Consider the following 21,383-nt stretch of genomic DNA (forward strand, 5'->3'; position numbering starts at 1 on the left):
GGGGCGTGTGGACATGGGGGCCGGAACCGTGAGGACGAGGGGCGGGGTCAGAAGCGGGTTCGTCACCGTGCTCCTCGCGGCCGTGGCAGTGCTCGCTTCGGGGTGTGCAGGGCCGGGCGCGGTCAACGTCGATCCGGACCGCCTGCCGGGGGTGTACCGCGACGACGAGACCGGCGCGGAGATCCGCCTGCACCCGGGCGGACGGTTCTCCGCCGTGGGTATCGCGAAGAGCGACGCCTATCACCGCGGAAGTGCCACCCGCGTCGACTTCGGCGGCACCTGGGATTCCACCCCCTCGAATTTCGTGTACCTGGAGCCCGACAAGATCGGAGGCCGCCGGGTCCTGGGCGACATCCAGCTCTGGACCGCAAGCCCCGAGAAGGTGTTTCTGCACCCGGACGTGGACGGACCGGTGACTCTGGAGCTCGTCAGGGTTCCAGGTAATGGACGACCCTCGACACCCCCTTCGGCGGGAGGCTGACATCCGACCTGATCGTCGGCTCCCTGGTGACCGCCGGCATGAAGCCGACTTCATCGACACCGGCTGACTCCAAGGCGGCCCGAGGCTGCCCACTCGCTTTCCCGGGTGTCGTCGCTCGGCACCCGGAACTGAGCATCGAAGTTGTCCACCAGGGAGGGACGAACTCGATGCGCTCAAGACCTTCACCGACGGCCCCTGCGAGGACGACGTCATCGACCACCAGCCCGCTCAATAGGCGCTCGGCACCCTCACGCTCCTGCGGCGGTGACCTGCCGCCGCACGGGCGCGTTGGTCAACACCTCGAGGGCGGCCCGCTGCCCGGCGGAGCGGCGACCGTGGACGCCGGCGAGCACGGCCTGCCTCCCTACCGGCAGAGCTGGAACGGCGCCGTGTACCTGCGCGAGCCGTTCGAGCTCGAGTCGCACGACCCCCTCTGGCACTACTGCCACCGGTCCCGGGTCTGCTGAACTCTCCTTCACGCGGTCTGTTGTTACCAAAGGCGCCTGACCTGCCGGAACCCACCTCAAGGAAGCTGGATCTCAAGGCGCCGGTGAGGCGGGATTTCAGGGCCGGGGTACGGGTACCGATCTTTCGACGCGTGCCGCACCCTCGAGCGTCCGGCGGGTGGTGGACGGACGGCTCCCGCGTGCCGGCCGGGAACTCCCCCCCGCTGGTCGGGATCGGTCTCTGTGCCCGGCGGTACGCGGCCGTGCTGCTCCAGGTCGGACGCCGTCATCGCAAGGTGGGCGTATTGTCCGCATATGAGTGATGTTTGGTGTGGCTGGTGCGGTGCGGCCCTGCCGGAGTCTGTGAGACACCGCCGCCGATACTGCGGTCCGGCGCATCGGCAGGCGGCCTGGCGGGCGCGGCGGCGGTTGCAGGCCGCGGCCGTGGCGCGGCAGGAGATGATGCTGGACGGCAAGGGGCTACTGGTTCAGTTGGAGCCGACCACTGCAGAGATGAATGGGTTTCCCTCGGCAGCGCCGGAGACTGGTTGTCATTGTGCTGCGGTGGCCGAGGTTCCGAAGCTGGCGGGGCAGCTGGTGCGTTCGGCGGTGCTGGCGGATCGGCAGGCCGGGGCGAGCTGGGCGCAGATCGGGGCTCGCTTTGCTATCAGCGGTGAGGCGGCCCGGGCTCGCTTCGGGCGGCCGCGGGGTCGTCGGCGGCCGCCCGCCGACACCGAACGGTGCGGAACCGGCTCCGCCTCGTTGCCCGTGCGGGCGTTGGTGGCGCGCCATTGATGGACACCGCAATGGCCGCTGTGATGCGGGAGAGCGGCGCGTTCGGGGGGCTGCTGTATGTGCTGCCGCCAAGGGGGAACGCCTTGTGGCTGGCGATGGTGGCGGGAGCTCCGCATGAGATCGCCGCTTCGTGGAGGCGGGTCGCGCTGACGGATCCGGTGCCGGTGGCGGACGCCGTACGCGAGCGGCGTCTGCTGTGGATCGGTGGTCAGGAGGAGATGGCGCGCCGATACCCGCGGGCGGCGCTCGTGCTGCCGTACGACTTCGCGCTGTCGGCCGCTCCGGTCGCTTCCAGTACCACGGTCCACGGCGGGCTGGTGCTGCTGTGGCCCGGGAGCCATTCACCGCAGCTGAGCCCCGACGAGCGTGACGCCATCGAGACGGGCTGCCGTCGCCTGGGCAGTCTCCTGCAACAGGCGGCGGACCGCGGCGAGCCGCTGCTGCCCTCCGATCGGCCACGGACCCTGCCCCCGCCCGCCGGGCGCACTGTCTCCCCCGCCGAGGCGACGGCGGTCGCGGCGTTCCTCGACCGCCTGCCCGGAGGGGCGTGCGCGCTGGACCTGAACGGACGCATCACCTTCATCACGCCCGCCGCGGCCGACCTCGTCGGTGCCGATCCGGCCGACCTGGTGGGTGCTCTGCCCTGGGAGGCGCTGCCGTGGATGGACGTTCCCCAGGTCGAGGACCGCTACCGGGCCGCCCTGGTCAGTCGCCAAGCCCAGGCCTTCACGGTCCTGCGCCCGCCGGATGTGTGGCTGTCCTTCGAGCTGTACCCGGATTCCTCCGGTATCAGTGTCCGCATCAGGGGCAGCAACCCTCCCAAGGACGCTCCTGTATCGCCGTCCGTACCGGCCGCGGGTCCCAGCCGCGCCACCGTGCTGTACCACCTGATGCATCTGGCGGCCACGCTCACCGAGGCTGCCGGCGTCAAGGACGTGGTCGAGCAGACCGCCGACCAGCTCCTGCCTGCTCTTGGGGCGCAGGGCATGGTGATGATGACCGCTGAGGACGGCCGCCTGAAGATCCTCGGCCACCAGGGGTACAGCGCCGCCCTTATGGAGAGCTTCGACGGGATCCCGCTGAGCCTGGACATTCCCGCCGTCACGGTGCTCACCACCGGTACCCCGAGCTTCTTCGCGAGCTTTGCCGAGCTCCAGCGGGCCTACCCGACCACCGTGCACGAGGACGGGATGGCGGCTTGGGCGTTTCTGCCGCTGATCGCCTCTGGCCGGCCCATCGGCTCTCTTCTCCTCGCCTACAACCGGCCCCACACCTTCCCGCCGGGCGAACGCGCCGTGCTCACCTCACTGGCCGGCCTGGTCGGCCAGGCCCTCGACCGAGCCCGTCTCTACGACACCCAGTACGAGGTCGCCCACCGTCTGCAGGCCGCTCTGCTCCCTCACACGCTGCCCCGCATCCCGGGCCTGCAGGTGGCTGCCCGCTATCTGCCGGCCGCCCGCGGCCTGGGTATCGGTGGCGACTTCTATGACCTCATCCGCCTCAGCGAGCACACCGCAGCCGCGACCATCGGCGACGTGCAAGGCCACAACGTGGACGCCGCCGCCCTCATGGGACAGGTCCGCACCGCCGTCCACGCCTACGCCACCGCGGGCGCACCACCCAACCACGTCCTGGCCGCCACCAACCGCCTCCTCATCGACCTCGACCCGGGCCTGTTCACCAGCTGCGTCTATACCCACCTCGACCTCGCCCGCAGGCGCGCCTGCCTCGCCACCGCCGGCCACCCCCCACCACTGCTACGCCACGCGGACGGACGCATCGAAGTCCTGCACGTGTCACCCGGCCTCCTGCTCGGCATCGACCCGGACGCCCGCTACCCGACGCTCGAATTCGCGCTGCCACCCGGCTGCGTGCTCGCCCTCTACACCGACGGGCTCGTCGAAGCCCCCGGAGTCGACCCCGACGACGCCACCGCCGCCCTCGCCGGACTCCTCGAACACACCGATCCCACCGACCTCGACGCCATGGCCGACACCCTCATCCGACACGCCCCCGCCCCCGGCGACGACATCGCCCTGCTCCTTCTCTGCCTCCAGCAGGCAAGCGATTGATGAGCACGCTGGCCCGACAGACGCCGCGGTCCGCCCGAGCCTGTGGCTGCGGTGGAGGCTTTCGGCCTGTGGGGCGCAAAATCACCGGTCTCCGGGCCGAGAGGGCGGAATGGCCCCGCGGCCGCGCGGCGTTCGGCGGCTCACCCCGGGGAATGCGACGGCATAGCAACGTGAGGTGTCTTCCTCGGCCTGGCCGTCTGCCTGATCACCCACCGCCACGTCCAACGCCTTTGTCAGGACCTCAGGCCCTTTCCGATGGAGCATCCTTCGAAGACGTGCCCCTCGGGTACCGGACGAAGAGGACGCCCTGGACCTCGCCGTCCGGTGCACTGTAGAAGTGCGGGACGTCGGCCGGCCAGTGGGCGTGGCCGCCGGGTCCGGCCGTCTGTGGCGCGTCCGGCAGGCCGATGACCGCCGTTCCGGAGAGCACCATCAGGCTCTCCGTGGTCAGCGGGACATGCGCGGCCGACTCCTGGGTCGCTCCCTCGGCGATGGTGACGCGGAAGACGTCGGTGGCCGCGCCCTCGTCCTCGTACCGCTCCAGGAGGACCGCGGTGACGGCGCTGCCGGAGACTCCGCCCGTGCCCGCCGCGATGCCGGGCGCCGGCTCGTCGAGAACGGCACTGAGCGGGCGGCCGAGCGCGGTGGTCAGGGCGTAGAGCGTTTCCAGGGTGGGGTTGCGCCGGCCCGTCTCGAGTTCCGAGAGCGTGCCCTTGCCGACGCCCGAGCGGCGCGACAGCTCCGACAGGGACAGGCCGTCGTCCTGCCGCAGCCGTTTCAGCCTGCGCCCCACTTCGTCGTTCAGACCCATCCGCCCGGTTCCGTCCGTTTCTGCGCCCACCGGCGCTTTGACGTGCCGCCACCTGCGTCCTTAGTGTTCCACAAACAGAACGATCTGTTTACGGAACGCTTGGAACCCGCTCTCCCGCCCCTCCGGAAGTGATGCCCGCATGTCCCCGCTCGCCCGCATACGCGCCACCGCACCGCCCTCGGCCGTAGCGGCCGGGCTCATCGCGGTCACCGTCGGCGTGACCAGTGCCGCCGCCCTCGTGTTCACCGCGGCGCGGGCCGCGGGGGCGGACGCGCGGGAGGTCTCTTCATGGATGCTGGCACTCGGCGTCGGAATCGCCGTGACCTGCGCGGGCCTGTCCCTGCGGTACAAGGCCCCGGTCGTCACCTCCTGGTCGACACCGGGAGCCGCGCTCCTCGCCACGAGCCTGAGCGGGGTGTCCATGGAGAAAGCCGTGGGCGCCTTCGTGTTCAGCGCCGTACTGATCCTGGTGAGCGGTCTGACGGGATGGTTCGCGCGGATCATGGGCCGGATCCCGGTGCCCCTTGTGTCGGCGCTGCTCGGCGGTGTGCTGCTCGAGTTCGGGACGGGGCTCTTCTCCCAGATGGGCGGCAGTTTCGCGATCGCGTTTCCGGTGTTCGTGCTGTATCTCCTCGCGCGTCGGCTGCTGCCCCGCTACGCGGTCCTCATCGCGCTCGGCGGCGGAGTCGTCGCCTCCGTCCTCACCGGGGGCTGGCATCTGGAACGGGTCCGACTGTCGCTCGCGCAGCCGGTGTTCACGGCTCCCGAGTTCGACTGGAAGGTGCTGATCAGCGTCGGCGTGCCGCTGTTCGTCGTCACCATGGCCTCGCAGAATCTGCCCGGGGTCGCGGTGCTGCGCGGGTCCGGCTACGAGGTGCCCGTCTCGCCCATCCTGACGTGGACGGGTGCCGTGCAGGCGGTGCTCGCGCCGTTCGGGGCGTTCGGCATCAACCTGGCGGCGATGACCGCCGCGATCTGCACCGGCGACGGGGCCCACCCCGACCGGCAGCGGCGCTACCTCGCGGCCGTGTGGGCGGGCGTCTTCTACCTGTGCGTCGGCCTGCTCGGCGCGACCGTCGCGTCGCTGCTCACCGCGATGCCTCACGCGCTCGTCCTGGCCGTCGCCGGGGTCGGCCTGCTCGCCACGATCGAGGCGTCCCTGGCCAGTGCCCTGTCGGAGCCCGCGTCCAGGGAGGCGGCCGTCGTCACCTTCCTCGCCACGGCCTCCGGTGTGACGCTGCTCGGCATCGGGTCAGCGTTCTGGGGGCTGCTCGCGGGCGTGCTCACCAGCGTCATCGCGTCGGTGGGACGGCGGCGCCGAGCCGCCGCATCCGCGCCCGCCCCGCATCAGGTCACGGCAGCCTCGCGCACACCTGAGCGAACCTCCGCGTGAACACCGACCACGCCGAGACCGCCGCGGCTTCGTCGGCCACGGCCTCGGCGTGCAGCCGGTCCCTGTCGAAGCCCTGCCTGGCCAGCCGCTCCCGGTCCCAACCGGCGATCCGCTCGGCCTCCGCCTCCGGGTGGAACTGCACACCCCAGGCCCGTGCCCCGACCCGGAACGCCTGATGGGGGCAGGCCGCGCTGGACGCCAACCAGGAGGCGCCCGGCGGGAGTTCGGTGATCGCGTCGACGTGCCGCTCGATCGCGGGAACCGTCGCGCCGAGCCCGTGCAGCAGCGGATCGTCGGCGGCTTCGGGGCGCAGCCGGATCTGTGTGCTGCCGAACTCGGGCTGTCCGTGACGTGCCCGTACGCTGCCGCCTGCGACCTGTGCGAGCAACTGGCCACCGAGGCAGATGCCGAGGACGGGCGTGCCGTCGCCCAGCGCCTGCCCGACGAGACGGCGAGTGGCCGGGAGCCAGGGCGCGCGCTCGTCGTCGTCCGGCAGGTAGCCGCCGCCGAGCACGAGGAGCGGCCTGCCGTCGAGCGCCTGGGGCAGGGCCTCGCCCTCGTAGGGACGCAGCACTTCGAGGCCGATTCCCGCCTCGCGCAGCCAGGTCCCGACCCGGCCGGGACCGCCGCTCCTGGTGTTCTGTACGACCATGGCGGTGGGCGGGCCCGGTGCGTGCGAGGGCGTCATCGCCTCAGCTCCCCTGCTCGGCATCTGCGTTCGCTGCGTTGATCGTGCCAGTGTTCCTCGCCGAGCGGGCAGGTGACGGTTCGGCCAGGGTGGGCCACGAAGCGCGTGCCGATGTAGGCGATGCCGGTTGCTGCTGTCGGTGAGGCGGCCGAGGATGACCAGGCCCGGGGAGTGCTCGCCGTCGCGGCAGAAGAAGGCGAGGTTGCCCCGGGGCGCGTAGTGGGCGCGGTCACCGGCCTTGGGCGTGACGGCCTCCGGGGCGCCGGAGGTGTCGAGCTTGCGCGGCGGGTCGCCGACCCGTTCCGTCCGGTGGAAATCCTTCAGCTCCAGCGTGAGCGGCAGCAGAGCGGCGAAGTCACGCGCCGCGGCGCTGTCGTTCAAGGCTGCCTCGACGTGCCGGCCGTCGATCGTCAGGCGGATGCTCGTCACCGTGCTCCTGTCGGACGGGGCGCTCGGTGCGCTGGGCGGCGTGTTCGCCGCGGCCTCTTGGAGGGAGGACGACCTGCCCGGCGCACGCACCTGCTCGGGAGAGGTCGGCGATTGTCCGGGAGAGGTCGGCGATCCGCCGCCACGTCGGCCCGGACGGACAGGCGGCCGGGCAGCCCGTCTCCCTCGCGACTGCCGGAGACAGCGCACCGACTGAAGCCGGCTGGTCGACCGCCACGAGAACCGTTCCGTGCTTGCCCTGCTGGTGGGGGCACCTTGGAAATGAAGCCCGGGGCGGCCGGGCAACTCCGGGACTCGGGGCCTGCCCGTGTCCGGCCATGCGCGCCGCACAGGGCAGGTGTAGAGAGGAGGTGTGCCACAGCACCTCCTAGGTCCTCCCCGGTCGGCGCGAGCGGGATACGCGATGATGGCCTTCCCGATCGCGCTGATCGTGGCGATTCTCGTCGTCGACGTTCTTGCGCCGCCCGACATCCACCTGGGCCCATTGCTGGTCGCGGCCCCGGCGATCACCGCGTCGTTCGCCGGCCCCCGGCAGACGGGGCTGGTCGCCGCCCTCGCGGTGGTGGCTCAGACGGTCATCGCGGTGCTGCGCGAGCGGGACGAGTTGTTCTCGGCGAACCACCAGGCACAGATCGCGGCCTTGGTCCTGGTCGGATCGAGCCTCGTGATCTTCTGCGTGGTGCGGGAGCGCCGTGCCAGAGAGCTGACGCAAGTGAGATACGTCTCCGAGACCGCTCAGCGTGTCGTCCTGCGGCCGCTGCCCAAGCAGATCGGACCGCTGCGAGTCGCCTCCCTCTACCTTGCTGCCGAGGCCGAGGCCCAGATCGGCGGTGATCTGTACGCGGCAGCACGCACCAGCTCCGGCACCCGGCTGATCATCGGCGACGTGCGGGGCAAAGGCATGACCGCCGTCGGGGACGCCGCCCTGCTGCTCGGTGCGTTCCGCGCCGCCGCCCACCGCCAAGCGACTCTGACGGAACTGGTTACCTATCTCGACCGAAGCGTGTGCTGGGGCCTGACGGAACCCGGTGAATCGGACCGGACCGGAGAAACCTTCATCACCGCCGTCATTCTGGACATCTTCGATCATGACGGCAAGGTCGACCTGATCGACTGCGGGCACCCGCCGCCGGTTGTTCTGCGAAACGGCCGGCCCACGACGATCGATTCCCACCAGCCCGCGCCTCCGCTGGGCCTCGGTGAACTAGCGCACCCTCGCTACCACGTCGACTCGTTCACCTTCGAAGAGGGGGACCTACTGCTGCTCTACACGGACGGGGCCCTGGAAGCCAGGGACTCCACCGGCGCCTTCTATCCACTCACCGAGCGGATCGCCGGCTGGGCCGAGAGCAACCCCGATGCATTCCTCCGTCGCCTCCGGCGTGACCTGCTCGACCACGTCGGCGGACACCTGGGCGACGACGCCGCGATGATCGCGATCGAGCGCTCACTCCCATCTCAGGCGTGATGTCAGTGCTCGGCACCAGTAGTGCTCGCAGCCTGTGCGTCACCGCCGTTCAGAACGGCCAATACCACGAGCAGGAGCAGCAGCCCGCCCCTTCCCCCCTGCTGCTACAGCGGCAGGACCGCTGATGCGACGGGCGTGCGGCCGGACATCTCGGCTTGATTCCCGGAGGCGCGGCCGTGCGGCTGGCCAAGGGCCGGATCAACGCAGCGGCTCTCCGTCCAAGGAGGATGTCCAGGCCGACGCAGTCCAATTCCAGGTCCTGGCACGTGGCCCGGCGAACACCGCCCGGGTCGGCGCCGCGCGACGAGACAGATGAATGAGCCTGTCCAGTCCGTCGCCGGGTGGTGAGCCGGCGGCCGATGTGATCGCCGCCGGCGGTGACTCCGGGCTGGATCTGCACCAGGACGGCTCCGTCCTCAAGGAGTGCGCGCAGGCCGGTGCAGCGGCGTTGCCAGTCGAAGGGCCCCAACTCTTGCGGGTTCCGGTCCCGGGCGATCCCGGCTGGCTGCGCGGCTCGCCTGGCTGCTCGTTCGGAGTCGTTGCCGAGTCCGCCCGGCCGGCGGCGAGGGTTTCGGTGCTGACCTTCACCTCGTTGCCCGGATGGATTCTCATCGAGGTGCCGCAGAGGCCGGGTGGCTACTGCACCGTGGATGCCGTGCGACGGTTTGTGGCGAGGGTGATGACAGGGCCGATGGCCAGGATGACGGCGAGCGCCGCGAAGCCGTAGGTGAGGGTGGACAGGGCGGCGACCGCGGCGACGATGAGCGGACCGCCCGCATCGCCGAGTTCGCGGCCCAGTTCGGCCGATCCCATCGTTTGGCCGAGGCGTTCACGCGGTGTGGTGGCGGCGATCGCGGCGAAGCCGAGGGGTGTGATCAGCCCGGTTCCCGTGCCGATCAGGGTCGCGCCGGCCAGGATGCCGAGCAGGCCGGGCAGCATCGCGCATCCCAGGCCGACGGCGGTGATCGCGAGTCCAGAGGCCAGGCCGGTGCGCGTGGTGAGATGCCCGGTGTCGAGGGCCCGTCCGGCGAACGGCTGGACGATGGCTGCGGTGGCGGCGAGGACGGAGACGGCGGTACCAGTGGCGACGGTCCCGAGCCCGGCGGTGGCGCCGGAGACGGGCAGGAAACCGACGCCGACGGAGAGCGCGGCGGTCGCGGCGGCCAGGGCGGAGGTGGGAACGAGAAAAGAATGCGCGGTGAGCCGCCGGGCCAGATCCAGCACGGTCTGGCGCTTGCGGGGCAGAGGCGGCACAGCGGGTACGGCAACGGCAGCCCAGACGGCCACGGCCGCAGCCAGGATCGCCATGACGGCGAACAGGAGTCGCAGCCCGCCGGCCCAGACCAGGACGCCGCCGAGCAGTGGCCCAAGGGTGTAGCCGATGGACTTGTAAAAGCCGTAACTCCCGAACGCGCGACCGTGCTTGGCGGCCGGGTTGAACCGGGCTACCAGGGCGGAGGCCGAGGGGGAGAAGGCGGAGGCGGCGACTCCCTGCCCAAGACGGGCCGCCCACAGCCAGCCGGGACTGTCCGCGACGGCGTACAGCGCGGAGGCGGCGGCGAAGGCCACAAGTCCGCCGAGCAGGACGGGCCGGGCGCCGATGCGGTCGGCGAGGCTGCCGAATATGGGCTTGAGCAGTACTTCGGCGCCGTCGTAGAGGGCGAGCAGCCCGCCGAGGACAAGGAGCGAGGTGACGGCGTCTTCGGAGAAGCCGCCGAGGTTGGCGGCGATGCCGTGCGCGCCGAACGCGGTGGTGAACCCGGCCGCGTACAGCGGCCACATCGCCCCCTTCGGGGCCAAGACGCCTGTCTGGACGCTCACGCGCCATCCCCCTCGTGCTGGTGGAGTGCGGCGAAGACCCGCTCGGCGTAGTCCTCGCAGACCGACGCGCACTGCTTGAGCCGCTCGGTCGCCTCGGCGGCCTGCGGCGCGCCGAACACGTCCCGCGCTGTCAGGTCCCGATGCCAGCGCCGCAGCCGCTCCAGGCTCTGCTCCTCTTCTTCCAGTTCGGCCAGGGTGAACTTGGCGATACGGATCTCCTTGGCGATCTCCTCCTCGAACTTGCCGCAGTCCGCGAGGAACTCCGTCCAGTCCTCCGACCGGGCGGCGGTGAACAGCGCCTGGAAGCGGACCGCGTCTTCGGGACCACGCCCGGAGGCCTCCAACGTCACTGCCTGACCCCCGGCCCGCTCGGTCAGCTCCAGTGCCCGCCGCACACCGTCGGCGAAGATGGGCACGTCCGGCACCGCCCAGATCCCCTGGCCCAGCGAGAGGGCGCCGGCTTTGCGCAGTTCCCGCCACACCGCTACCCGGTGCCGTGACGGCTCGGCAGGCAGCTTGATCACCAGGACCAGCCACCGCGTTCCTGCATCCTTGATTGTCACATCCAAGAATGTAGCAAGCGTTACAAGTGATCGATGGCTCGTTCTTCGCGCTCGTCGCGTACGTCACCTTCGACGCCGTCCGCCCTGCTCGTGAACATCTCGTTGCCGGCTCGCGCCCGCCCGGCCGAGTCCGTCGACGCTGTCCGGGTGATGGAGGAGCGGTGGGTCGAGGGGGCCATGCACAGCATGGTTCGGTCTGCTTGAACAGCACCTGTTCCAGCCGAGTTGATCTATCCTGCCACGCGCGAACCATGCGAACAGGGGGCGGGAATGAAGCGGTCGGCAGGCAGACGCAAGTACCGGCACGGGCGGAGCGTGTGGACCACTCTCACCGGCTGGGGCATGGTGCTCAGCGCAGCAGGGGCGATCGGGTGCGTGCTGTGGGGCGTCGGACCGTACCCGCCGCTGTACGCCGAGACGGCGATGGCCGCACTGGCCTTGCTCTTCGCCGCCGCCTGGATCATCTCTTCGCGCCGGGCCCTTCGGCGGAAGTCGTACTGGCCGCGGCGTGGTCCCGCGAGCACCAGGCCCTTCCGCGACACCTCGGCCGACGACGGCGAGTACAGCGGCCGCGCGCTGGTGTGGTTCGTCGCGTTGCTGGTGCCGCTGGCCACCCTGGCCTGCTTCGCCATGGGGCTCATGGTCTCTCCGGAGTACGGACGGGAGACCGCTCGGCTGGACGCAGCCGGCTGGGGGGAGCATCCGGCGACCGTGGTCCGGCTCGCCGGGGATCCGGTCCGCGGGCAGGACCACTCCGACGAGCCGGTGTACTTCCAAACCGACCTCATCCTGTGGATCCCCTACGACAACGGGCCCCGCGAGGTGACCAAGCGCGCGATGACCACCCAGCACGTCCCGAAGGCGGGCACGACGATCCAGCTGTACTACGCGCCGGGTGACCCTCGCCCGGATTCACCGGTGCTGACCGACGGCCGCCGCCAACGGCCGGGCCTGGCCAACCTCAACTTCTACCTCCTCCTCGGACTCCTCCTGATCGTTCCACCGGCCGCGATCCTGAAGGGCGCCCTCGACTGGGACATGACGCCCCGGGTACGGCGGTTTCGACCCGTCGTCCACCTTCCGGCCCTTGGGATCCTCGTCCTCGGACTGCTCCTGCTGCTGCCGACCGCCCTGGGATGGGAGTCGGCCGGTCCAACCGCCTTCCTGTCCTGCGTCGCCCCTGGTGCCGCCCTGGCCTGGGTCTGGCGTACTGCCTGAAGATCCGGTGGAGAAGGCCGAACGAATACCCGCGTGCGTCAGCTGCACTGCTCCCAGCCATCACCCTCGGGACGGCGGTTCTGGCCTTGCGGAGTGAAGGTGAGGCTGTCGGCGAAGTCGCCGTCGCCACATCGCACGGCCAGCAGCAGCGGCTGCTCGTGGCTCGGCCAGTCCTGGAGTCCGGGGTCGGTGCCATTCCACAGGTGGAAGGCCACCATCGGCTGGGCAGGATCGCCGGTCACGTAGCCGAGAGTCTTGCCGTAGCGCGGGTTGTTGCCCCCGATCTGGATCGACGCGGGTCCGAAGGCTGCGGTGACGTCCGCCCACGACCGGTCGTAGTCGGCCCACCGGCCGGCTTCGTTCCGCAGTGCGGAGTACGCTTCCGCGTCAAGCACGCGGTCGGGCTTCAGCCAGCCCTCCCTGCGGGCGAACTCGGCGTAGACGGACGATGCGCCGAGGCTGTGCTCGGACGGGAAGTAGCGGGCGAACGCACCCCGTACCCCGGTCGAACTCCACGCCCCCTGTCGCTCCCAGCGGCCCTTCTGCTGCTCCCACACCTCGAGCCTGCGCTCCAGGACGAGGAGATGTCCGATCAGGAACCACATGCTCGTCTCGAGTTCCCCGTAGACGCCCACCCTGCGGAGGGCGAGGTTCAGTTCGTTTACGAGATACTCGTGCATGTCCTCGGATGACGCGAGGGCCCGATCGGTGACCATCCCGACAGTGTCGCGCACAGCATCGAACCAAGGCGTTTCACAGCGAACCCAGTCCTTCAAGCTTCCTTGTCAGCGAACCTGGTCGCTCTTCGGCCCGATGCCTTTGATCCTGGTCGGAGTTCCCTCCGGGGCGAACGAGTGGTGGAAGGTGAAGGCGTGCGGCGCGGAGCCGTGGTCGTGGAGGTGTTCCAGCCTGGACACCCCGTCCTGCCAGGTGGGTATCACGCCGTCGGAGACCCACCAGAACACGTAACTCGGGTGTCCTGTCCTCTCGAACCAGTCGTAACGCCTGTTCAGCGCCTCACGATGCAGACCGGTGTAGATGGCGTCGAAGGCGGGGCGCAGATCGGTCCAGAGTGACAGGGTCGCGGCCAGGGCGGTGGTTTCCACCGTACGGCCCTTGCCGTACCACGTCGGTACGGCGAACTCTCCCCATGCACCCCAGTCCGCGTCGAAGAGCGCGCCCCGGTCACCGTCTGCCGATTCAGCACGCGCGAGGTACCCGGGGTGCTGACTGATCTTCCGGTAGACGGCCGCACCAATGTCGTAGAACTCGCGCGTGCGAGGTGCGGGATCGGCGAGAGGTGACTTCAAAACGCCGAATGTGTACAGAGCAAGTTGGGGCATGCGTCTCTCCTGGTTGGGGGTGTCTGGTGTGGACCCGGTTCGGTGGCTTACGCATGGGGGCGAGGGTTCGTGGGGCCTGACCGACTCGTCCCGTCGCGGGTGGCTCAGCCTTCAGGAACTCCTGTGCGACCGTGGGTGATCGCCGAAGACCAGGTGAAGGTAGCTGCCTCTGCGGGGCCATGTCGAAGTTGCGTTTTCGCTGTCCAAGTGGCCTCTTGCACCGGTCATTGCGGGGGCTGGGGCGGTGACGGGCGGGGCGGACTGCGGGGCACCAGTGATCCACTTCGGCCGATCGGTTCGCCCGCCATGCCCGTCCCCGCCCCCTGTCCGATAGCCCCGAGTGCCGCCAACGCCTGCGGCTGGCTTCCGGCTGAAGGCCGCCTGGGTGCTGGGCCTGTACGCCCGCACCTGGTAGGGCGAACAGCTCGGCGATGACAAGTACGTGATCAGCGCGGACGAGAAGACCTCCATCCCGGTCCGGTGCCGCTGCCACCCCACCCTCGCCCCCGGCAAGGCCAGGGCGATGCGCGTCAACGACACCGACCACTAGGGGTGCAGAGGGAGCCGCCCAAAGGGGTGTGCCTGGAAGGTACTTGAAGCCACAACGGACCACTCGGGCGTACCCTGCCGTCTCGGCAGCGGGGGAGTGGCCGGATGCACGTCGGTATCGGGATCGCCGGCGGGTGCCGGTGCATGGGCGTCGAGCACGATGCGGAGGCGGTCGACGCCGGGTTCGTGGGCGATCGCGTCGCCGGGCAGTTGGAAGTGGACCGCGAGCCGCGCACCCGTCCCGTAGGCGTCCAGTCCGGCACGGCAGTACGCCACCATCCCGTCGGGCAGAGCATCGAGTCGCACCCATTCCATCGCGTCGCAGAGGTCCGGCTCTGCGATGCGAGGCTCGCCCTGCCACCGTCGGACCTCGAAGAAGATGCCGGTGCGCGAGGAACCGCCCGGTGCGCGGTGGTGCACGGTGACGGCGGCCCGCACGTCCTCCCGGGCGATGACGACGCCGGTCTCCTCCAGGGCCTCGCGCACCAAGGCGGTGACGACGTCCTCGTGCGGGCCGTCCAAGTGCCCGGACGGTAGATGCCACAGGCCGGCGGCGTAGACCGCGCCGGCCCGGCGGGACAGCAGGACCTCCGGCCCGGCGTGGCTCTCTCTGCGAAGGATCAGATGGACGTCCAGGGGCTCGGTGTGCCGCGCCGTTCCGCTCACGAAGCACCCCCGGACGGCCGGGCGGGCAGGCCGGGCCGGTGTTCAAGGAGGTCACTGCTCACCATCCCACCTCGGAGTACGGCCGGCCGGCAAGGATCTGCTCGATCGCGTGCTGCGCATAGGGGACAATCGGTTCGGGCAGGGCCTGTGGCCGCCACCACTGCCAGCCGAGGCACTTGTCGGGCTCGCGCACCTGCGGCGTGCCCCGCCAGTTGCGTACGCGGAACACCACCTGCATGCGGGGCTCGTCGTCGGGGCTGTCGCGGAGGTGCACGGTGTGCGCGTACTCGGCGTCGGCCGGATCAATGGTCAGACCCGCTTCCTCCTGTGCCTCCCGGACCAGGCACTGGACCGCCGACTCGCGTTCGCAGTGGCCCGCGAGGAAGTGCCATCTCCCGCCGGCGTACGCGGAGTCCGGGTGCCGCCGTCCGAGCAGGATCCGGCCCCCGGCGTCCTCCAGGTACAGATGGACGCCGATCACGTTGCGTACCGTCCCCACTTCGACCATCCGCTTCGGCGGCCCTGCATGGGCGGCCGGCCGGTGCGGAAGGTCGATCGTCGACCGTTCGGCGTGGTGGCGCCCCGCGTACCTCTCGACGAGGGCACGGATGTCGAACCGGGCGTACAGCGGCATGCGGTCACCTCTCGTGGAAAGGACGTGGGCGCCGACGAGTGCGGCGGGCGAACGGGCGGCGATGGTCACGTGGCCCCCTCCGGCTCCGCGCTGCGGGGCCGATAGCCACCGGCCTGCAGGGCGAACATCGCGGAGTAGGCACCGCCGAGGGCCATCAGGTCGTCATGGGTGCCCCACTCGGTGATGCGCCCGCCGTCGAAGACGTAGATCGTGTCGCAGTCGACGACGCTGGCGAGCCGGTGCGAGATCAGGACGGTGATCTGGTCCTCGCGCAGCCGGCCGCGCAGCACGGCCTCGTAGACGGCGTGTTCCGAGGGCGGATCCATGCTCGCGGTCGGCTCGTCGAGGAGCAGCAGCGGGGCGTTCTTGTACAGGCCGCGGGCCACCGCGATCTTCGCCCACTGGCCCCCGGACAATTGCTGGCCGCCCTTGAACCGCTTGGACAGCAGCGTCCATCAGCCGTTGGGCAGGGAGGCGATGACCTTGTCGGCACCGGAGGAGCGCACGGCGGCCAGGGCGCGCTCGGGGTGGGCCTCTGTGAGGGTGCCGGTCGCTGCGGTGACGTTCGACAGGGCGCTGAACGGAAAGCGCACCGGCTCCTGCAGCACACACGCGACCTGACGGTGCAGGGACTCGGCGTTCATCTCGCGCACCTCGACGCCGTCCCACCGCACGCTGCCCTGCTGCGGCTCGTACAGTCCGGCCAGGAGCTTGGCACAGGTGGACTTGCCGGAGCCGTTGAGACCGACGAAGGCAATCTTCTCCCCGGCCGTCAGGGTCATGTTGATGCCGTCGAGGGCCGGCGTGTCCTTGCCGGGATAGGTGAAGTGGACGTCGGTCACCGTGATCGTCCCCACCGTCGACGGAGCTTCCAAGTCCGCCTGCGGCGGCAGGAGCCGGCGGCTGCGCTCCTGCACGGCGAGGAGGTCGTCCACCCACAGGGCGTGCTCGTAGACGAGATGAGCGACCTCGACGAGGCGGGTGAGTGCGGCCTGCCCGGACTGGATGGCGAGGACCGCGCTGGCCCCGGCGGCCAGCGGAAGCCATCCGGCGATCAGCATGCCGGCCAGGGCGGCGTACGTGATGCCGCTGCCGAGACCGCCGACGGCCCGTCCCACGAGGTTGAGCAGTGCCGAGTGCACGCCCAGCCGGGTGTCCTCCGCGGCGATTTTCACGGTCAGGCGTCGGTGTTCGTCCAGCAGTGCACCTTGCGCGGTGTCCGAGCGCAGCTCGGCGGCGGCGTCCACGTCGAGCATCAGCCAGGAGAAGACACGGACGCGACGCTGCAGCGCGTTCCACCGCTTGAAGGACGCGAACCGCGCTCGGGCGCTGCGCACGGCGGCGATGCCGACGGGCAGCACGGACAGCAGGAGCAGCGGCAGCAGTGCGGGATGGAGTACACCGAGCACACCGGCCGTCCCGACGAGCGCGAGCGCGGCAGAGGCGAGGGAGACGACCTGGCCGACGATCTGCCGTGCGTAGAACAGGCCGCGGTCGTTGGCGCGGTGGACCTCGTCGTGCCAGTCGGCGTCCTCGACCGCCTCGAGCCGTGCGTGCGCGGTGAGACGGAGGAACTCGCACTCCAGGGCGGTGCGGATCTTCGGTGTGACGTGAGCCTGCGCCACCGCGACGGCCGCCTCGAGCAGCGCGCGGGCGGCCAGCAGGCCCACCACCAGGAGCAGTTGCGGGATGGACGCCCGCACGCGGTCGGGGGTGGGTCCCTGGGCGAACAGGTGCTGGAGCACCGCTACGCCGGCGATCAGCCCGAAGGCGCTCATGGCGGCCGACGCCAGCTGGCACACGAGGATGCAGAGGGTGGCGCGCCGGTCCGCCTTCCAGGCGAGCCGGCCGATCAGGGCTGTGATCTCGGGCAGACGGACGAGGACCTGTCGCACGGTGGCGCCGGCGGCGGCGCCGTCGTGGACCGACCAGTACGCCTCCTCCAACTCGTCGGTCAGGTTGTCGTCCTGAGGGCCGGCGGGCACCGCCGCTGGCGGGGTAGTCAGCGGGGCGGTGCGCGGCCCCGGTACGCCGCCGGTAGCGGTAGCGGCATCCGTGGGGTCGCTCATGCCACCCACCTCGCGTCGGGTCGTGTTGCGAGGCGGGCGCCGCAGGCACGGCAGACACCGCGGGCATGGATCAGGACGAGCGTGGAGCACGGGACTGCCGGCCGGCGATGTTCGATACCGGCGGAGGGAGGCACGGGGGCAGGCCTGGGGTTCAGGAGTCCTCCAGATGGGTGCAAGAGGGGTACTGGTGCTCCAATAACGGCCCCCGGATGGACCCGTAACGGGTAGTTCCGGGGCAGATCGTGGACGGGTGTTCTATATGGCGCTCGTGGTCAGCTGCGTCCTGCCTCGGGGCTCAACTGCGTCGCTCGAACAGGCTGGACCACCCCTCCGGGGTATTGCCCCGTCCCGCGAGCCGATGCCGGTATTCACGACAATCTCGTGCCCGTGGCCTGCGCGATCCGCGCCGACGTGGCAACACGGTGGCCGTGAAGTTGCTGCTCGACACGATCAGTGGGGAAAGGCCGTCACGCCTCAGGCCACCGCGCGAACAACCGCCAAGGTCAGGGCGATACCGGTCGTGGCACCCAACACCAGAGCGGCGACAGCGGTCCTCCGGCCGACACCCTGCTCGAACGGGACACTCGGCACGACCTTGTGCAGCACAGGCGCCACCACCGCGATGAGGCCAAAGCCGACGCCAAGACGCCAGTAAGTCGCGCCCGAGCACGAAGCATGAAAGCGACCCCCGCAACCACTCGGTTCCACGGAGAAGCCCGTCACTACGAGGAACAACGCGCTGGCATACACCGCGCCGAACAGCACCGTTACGCCGAAGTCGATACGCCGCACTCTGCCAGAGCTGTTGCCGTCACCTGCCACATCGCCCCCAAGCGCACCGAACCAAGAGCGTGGAGTCTACTGCGTCGGCGCCGCGGCCCAGCGTCGGAGGAGCCTCTGATCCGCAGGAAACGGCCTCGGTGCGGCAGTTGCATAGCCGGAGACCGATCACACCGGAAATCTCACCCATGAGGCCAGACGTTCACCTACTGCCAGATTTTCGCGCCAGTACCGGAAGACGGTTCCCCGGACGATGCCGAGCTGCTCGGCCGCGACCAGACCGGAGGCGAGGCTTGGCCCGCCCGCATCGGCCTCGAAGGCGACCAGCACGGGAGGTGACTCACCGAGAGGAGTCTCGTCACCGCGCTGCTGACCTGCCCTTGGAGCGCCGTTCTGCGCTCGGCGGGATCCGCTCCCGTCTGGAGCCGCCGGACTGCGTACACGGTGCGGCTGGACGATGCTGGAGGTCCAGCCTGTGAAGGCGGTCCGCCGATACCGCGGTGGGCCGCCACTGTGGAGTCGAGGAGGGCGCATGGCTGACCAGGGCGAGAAGACAGGTCCCATCGTCGTCGGAGTGGACGGTTCGGACGCATCGAAGCAAGCGCTTCGCTGGGCGGTGCGTCAGGCGGAGGTCACCGGTGCCGTGGTGGAGGCGGTGACTGCCTGGGACGTTCCGCACTCCCACGGCGCACGCGCCTGGCTGCCGCCGGCGAGCGGCGCGGAAGCTGATCTGGAGGCCGGGGCACGTAAGGAACTCACGGAAACCGTCGACGAAGTCGCGGGATCGCAGCCGCGGGTAGAGGTACGTGTTGAGGTGCATCGCGGCACCCCGGCCGAGGTGCTGTTGCACGCGGCACGTACCGCATCCCTGCTTGTGGTCGGCAGCCGGGGTCGCGGTGCCTTCGCAGGGATGCTCCTCGGATCTGTGGCCCAGCACTGCACTCAGCATGCCGCATGCCCTGTCCTCGTCATCCGCGGCGACGGCCAGTGAGAACCGCGCAGCCGAGTGGCGGGGGGCTGGGTGGAGAGATTGCATGGCCGTCACCCGCAGCGGGGAACCGCCCCGACACTTCTCAAGGCCCGTCGGCGCTGCCGCTGCCTTCCCCAGCCCTGAGTGGTGATGTGTTCGCCGGACTTCTGCCGCCCGTCCGGAGCGCCGTGACGGCGTCGCCGTCGAGTCCTCCGTCGACTTCTCTCCTGGAACCCCACCAACTGCAACCAGCCTCATGCAAGGAGACGCGGCATGGCACAACGGCCCATCATTGTCGGAGTTGACGGCACCTCCGACAGCCTGATCGCAGCAGGCTGGGCGGCTGGGGAGGCACGACGGCACAGGGCACCGCTGATACTGCTACACGGTTTTGTTCCGCCCATGGGGTACTCCCGGATGCTCTCCGGCGACATCGAACACGAGCGCCGTGCGGCGCGGCAACTGCTTGATGACGCCCTGCGGTGGGTGCGCGAACACTTCGACGACGTCGAGGTCAGTGCCGACCTGATGGTGCAGCCGGAGGCAGATTTGCTTGTCGAGCGCGGCCAGGACGCGCAGATGATCGTGCTCGGTTCCCGCAGGCCGGGCCCAGTGACGGGCTTCTTCTTGGGATCGGTCGGACTTCGCGTGCTGAGCCGAGCCACCTGCCCCGTGGTCATGATCCGCGGCGGTACGGCCGGCAGCCGTCCGCGGGACGGGGAGATCGTGGCAGGCGTCCCCCGAGAAGAGGAAGCAGAAGCAGTCTTGGACTTCGCCTTCCGGGCCGCCGCCGCGCGTGGTGCCCCGCTGCGCGCAGCGCGGGCCTGGAACCTGCCCGGCCTGTTCACGTATGAGCCCGGGCTGATGCGCCGCTCGGACGAGCACGGTGGGCTGGAGGAAATGCACCGGCATGATCTTGCGGAGTTCCTGGCGCCGTGGCGTCAGCGCTTTCCGCAGGTCCCGGTCGTCGAACATGTCGAACTGGGGCTGACTTCGGAGGTGTTGGTGACCCTGGCCGCTTCGGCTCAGCTGCTTGTCGTCGGCCGCCGCGCCGAACCTCGCAGCCGTTATGTGGGGCACGTCGCGCACGCGACACTCCACTTCGCGGACGCCCCGATTGCCCTCGTTCCCCGGTTGCAGGATACGAGCATGGATGAGTGACGCAGTTCATGACAACACCGATGCGCACCGAGGCGACTTCATCACCGAAATACGCGACGCACGGCCGCGCGGGTGTGCTGCTGAACGCCGCCGCAGCGAATATCTGCCCGTGGCTTCATCCTTCGAGCACCCGCGGCCCCGGGTGCCCCGGCACCGAAGCCGGACCCGGAAACGGCGCGGTACGGCGGATGGTCGCACGAGACGGATCCCATGTGCGTCTCGGGACAGTGCGCAGATCCCGCGCACCCGTGGCTGCTCTGACGCCTCCCTTCTCTTCGGCGGACAGACGGGCGGCCCTCGTACCGGTCGGCCGAGACCCTCGTCTGTTCGGACACGCTCAGGTTGCCCCACGGGGCGCCGGAGCAGTCTCGGCGTCGACGGCCGAGCCCGTGGCGCCACACCTGAAGGAGCCCTTCATGCCACGATTCCCCACAGCACACGACTTTTCGGCCGGCAGCGCCTCGACTGCCGGACGACAGGTCTTCGCCGGTGTCATCTTGCAGGTCGATGGCCTCCTCAACGTCTTCAAGGGCACCGCGGGGATCGCCGGGGACGACGTCTACGACCGGCTCGGCGACTATGTCTTCAGGTTCAACCTCACGGCATGGGGATGGATCCTGCTGGTCCTCGGCATCGTCCTGCTCGTGACGGGCGGAGGCGTCCTCCGGGGCGTCGGCTGGGCGCAGGGAGCGGGTGTCAGCCTCGCAGCACTCAGCATCCTGCTGAACTTCGCCGCGCTGCCTTATGCGCCGCTCTGGGCCGTCATCTCGATCGCGGTCGATGTCTCCGCGATCTGGGCACTCAGCACCTTCCGCGGCTCGCCGACCGCCTGACCACTGCTGCGTACACCAGAAGCGCCCCTTGGCCGGATCGGGCCGACCTCGCAGATCTGCTCGCAGTGCGGCGTCAAGAAGGGCCCCCAAGCCCCTGCACATCCGCGTCTGGGAGTGCGGGGCATGCGCAGACGTCCTCGACCGGGACGCTTTCCGCGAGAACGCCTGCAGGGCG

The 21,383-nt window shown here is 70.1% G+C and carries 20 protein-coding genes and 3 pseudogenes; 9 read left to right on the forward strand and 14 right to left on the reverse strand.

Features of this window, described 5'->3' with window-relative positions; all coding sequences use genetic code 11:
• The first annotated feature begins 82 nt into the window (after nt 1-82).
• The 3 genes from ABZ070_RS00950 to ABZ070_RS00960 all read left to right on the forward strand — a co-directional run bounded on the left by ABZ070_RS00950 (nt 83) and on the right by ABZ070_RS00960 (nt 3,794).
• On the forward strand, nt 83-481 hold the full coding sequence (locus tag ABZ070_RS00950; protein WP_356628470.1) for a hypothetical protein: 399 nt from the start codon (nt 83-85) through the stop codon (nt 479-481).
• A 335-nt stretch (nt 482-816) separates the two neighbouring features.
• Nucleotides 817-948: a hypothetical protein gene (locus ABZ070_RS00955; RefSeq protein WP_356628472.1), complete on the forward strand. Its 132-nt coding sequence runs from the start codon at nt 817-819 to the stop codon at nt 946-948.
• A 773-nt stretch (nt 949-1,721) separates the two neighbouring features.
• On the forward strand, nt 1,722-3,794 hold the full coding sequence (locus tag ABZ070_RS00960; protein ID WP_356628474.1) for a SpoIIE family protein phosphatase: 2,073 nt from the start codon (nt 1,722-1,724) through the stop codon (nt 3,792-3,794).
• A 241-nt stretch (nt 3,795-4,035) separates the two neighbouring features.
• On the opposite strand, the gene ABZ070_RS00965 is transcribed toward ABZ070_RS00960, so the two are convergent.
• Complete coding sequence (locus tag ABZ070_RS00965) at nt 4,036-4,605, reverse strand: XRE family transcriptional regulator (RefSeq protein WP_356628476.1); 570 nt, start codon at nt 4,603-4,605, stop codon at nt 4,036-4,038.
• A 139-nt stretch (nt 4,606-4,744) separates the two neighbouring features.
• On the opposite strand from ABZ070_RS00965, the gene ABZ070_RS00970 reads away from it, so the two are divergent.
• Nucleotides 4,745-5,998 (forward strand): benzoate/H(+) symporter BenE family transporter, encoded by a 1,254-nt coding sequence (locus ABZ070_RS00970; RefSeq protein ID WP_356628478.1) that lies wholly within the window; start codon nt 4,745-4,747, stop codon nt 5,996-5,998.
• Here ABZ070_RS00970 and ABZ070_RS00975 read toward each other — a convergent pair.
• The 3 genes and pseudogenes from ABZ070_RS00975 to ABZ070_RS00985 all read right to left on the reverse strand — a co-directional run.
• The gene (locus tag ABZ070_RS00975; protein ID WP_356628565.1) at nt 5,958-6,686 is read right to left on the reverse strand and encodes a type 1 glutamine amidotransferase; all 729 of its coding nucleotides are present in this window, start codon (nt 6,684-6,686) and stop codon (nt 5,958-5,960) included. The two genes, ABZ070_RS00970 and ABZ070_RS00975, sit on opposite strands and share 41 nt — an antisense overlap.
• Nucleotides 6,687-6,827: 141 nt before the next feature.
• A pseudogene (locus ABZ070_RS00980) lies at nt 6,828-7,205 on the reverse strand (cyclophilin-like fold protein); the annotation flags it as partial.
• A gap of 31 nt (nt 7,206-7,236) precedes the next feature.
• A pseudogene (locus tag ABZ070_RS00985) lies at nt 7,237-7,368 on the reverse strand (IS110 family transposase); the annotation flags it as partial.
• 168 nt (nt 7,369-7,536) lie between these two features.
• Here ABZ070_RS00985 and ABZ070_RS00990 point away from each other — a divergent pair.
• Nucleotides 7,537-8,601 carry a PP2C family protein-serine/threonine phosphatase gene (locus ABZ070_RS00990; RefSeq protein ID WP_356628480.1) on the forward strand — a complete coding sequence of 355 codons (1,065 nt, stop codon included), beginning with the start codon at nt 7,537-7,539 and terminating at the stop codon, nt 8,599-8,601.
• A gap of 636 nt (nt 8,602-9,237) precedes the next feature.
• On the opposite strand, the gene ABZ070_RS00995 is transcribed toward ABZ070_RS00990, so the two are convergent.
• From ABZ070_RS00995 to ABZ070_RS01005, 3 genes are read right to left on the reverse strand one after another with little or no spacing between them, the layout of a single operon-like run.
• Entirely contained in the window at nt 9,238-10,383 is a 1,146-nt protein-coding gene (locus ABZ070_RS00995) for an MFS transporter (protein ID WP_356628567.1), read from the reverse strand.
• Between the two features lie 35 nt (nt 10,384-10,418).
• Complete coding sequence (locus tag ABZ070_RS01000) at nt 10,419-10,985, reverse strand: Chromate resistance protein ChrB (RefSeq protein ID WP_356628482.1); 567 nt, start codon at nt 10,983-10,985, stop codon at nt 10,419-10,421.
• A 20-nt stretch (nt 10,986-11,005) separates the two neighbouring features.
• On the reverse strand, nt 11,006-11,164 hold the full coding sequence (locus ABZ070_RS01005; RefSeq protein WP_356628484.1) for a hypothetical protein: 159 nt from the start codon (nt 11,162-11,164) through the stop codon (nt 11,006-11,008).
• 91 nt (nt 11,165-11,255) lie between these two features.
• Between ABZ070_RS01005 and ABZ070_RS01010 the strand changes: the two genes are divergently transcribed.
• Nucleotides 11,256-12,203: a hypothetical protein gene (locus ABZ070_RS01010; protein ID WP_356628486.1), complete on the forward strand. Its 948-nt coding sequence runs from the start codon at nt 11,256-11,258 to the stop codon at nt 12,201-12,203.
• Between the two features lie 38 nt (nt 12,204-12,241).
• On the opposite strand, the gene ABZ070_RS01015 is transcribed toward ABZ070_RS01010, so the two are convergent.
• The 7 genes and pseudogenes from ABZ070_RS01015 to ABZ070_RS01045 all read right to left on the reverse strand — a co-directional run bounded on the left by ABZ070_RS01015 (nt 12,242) and on the right by ABZ070_RS01045 (nt 18,574).
• Nucleotides 12,242-12,919, reverse strand: coding sequence for a hypothetical protein (locus tag ABZ070_RS01015; protein WP_356628488.1), 678 nt, complete (start codon nt 12,917-12,919; stop codon nt 12,242-12,244).
• Between the two features lie 69 nt (nt 12,920-12,988).
• A complete protein-coding gene (locus tag ABZ070_RS01020; protein WP_356628490.1) occupies nt 12,989-13,546 on the reverse strand; it encodes a DUF3291 domain-containing protein in 558 nt (185 codons plus the stop codon).
• A 546-nt stretch (nt 13,547-14,092) separates the two neighbouring features.
• The gene (locus ABZ070_RS01025) at nt 14,093-14,761 is read right to left on the reverse strand and encodes an NUDIX domain-containing protein (RefSeq protein ID WP_356628492.1); all 669 of its coding nucleotides are present in this window, start codon (nt 14,759-14,761) and stop codon (nt 14,093-14,095) included.
• Nucleotides 14,762-14,819: 58 nt separating this feature from the next.
• Nucleotides 14,820-15,464: an NUDIX domain-containing protein gene (locus tag ABZ070_RS01030; RefSeq protein WP_356628494.1), complete on the reverse strand. Its 645-nt coding sequence runs from the start codon at nt 15,462-15,464 to the stop codon at nt 14,820-14,822.
• Nucleotides 15,461-17,464: pseudogene (locus ABZ070_RS01035) on the reverse strand (ABC transporter ATP-binding protein). The gene ABZ070_RS01030 and the pseudogene ABZ070_RS01035 overlap by 4 nt, the downstream one beginning before the upstream one ends.
• A gap of 474 nt (nt 17,465-17,938) precedes the next feature.
• Nucleotides 17,939-18,256 (reverse strand): hypothetical protein, encoded by a 318-nt coding sequence (locus ABZ070_RS01040; RefSeq protein ID WP_356628496.1) that lies wholly within the window; start codon nt 18,254-18,256, stop codon nt 17,939-17,941.
• Between the two features lie 156 nt (nt 18,257-18,412).
• Nucleotides 18,413-18,574: a hypothetical protein gene (locus tag ABZ070_RS01045; RefSeq protein ID WP_356628498.1), complete on the reverse strand. Its 162-nt coding sequence runs from the start codon at nt 18,572-18,574 to the stop codon at nt 18,413-18,415.
• A 202-nt stretch (nt 18,575-18,776) separates the two neighbouring features.
• Between ABZ070_RS01045 and ABZ070_RS01050 the strand changes: the two genes are divergently transcribed.
• The 3 genes from ABZ070_RS01050 to ABZ070_RS01060 all read left to right on the forward strand — a co-directional run bounded on the left by ABZ070_RS01050 (nt 18,777) and on the right by ABZ070_RS01060 (nt 21,208).
• A complete protein-coding gene (locus tag ABZ070_RS01050; RefSeq protein WP_356628500.1) occupies nt 18,777-19,235 on the forward strand; it encodes a universal stress protein in 459 nt (152 codons plus the stop codon).
• Nucleotides 19,236-19,487: 252 nt separating this feature from the next.
• On the forward strand, nt 19,488-20,375 hold the full coding sequence (locus ABZ070_RS01055) for a universal stress protein (protein WP_356628502.1): 888 nt from the start codon (nt 19,488-19,490) through the stop codon (nt 20,373-20,375).
• 416 nt (nt 20,376-20,791) lie between these two features.
• A complete protein-coding gene (locus ABZ070_RS01060; protein WP_356628504.1) occupies nt 20,792-21,208 on the forward strand; it encodes a hypothetical protein in 417 nt (138 codons plus the stop codon).
• Nucleotides 21,209-21,383 lie beyond the last annotated feature (175 nt).

The sequence above is a fragment of the Streptomyces sp. NPDC006283 genome (genome assembly GCF_040613325.1).
Lineage (GTDB): Bacteria > Actinomycetota > Actinomycetes > Streptomycetales > Streptomycetaceae > Streptomyces.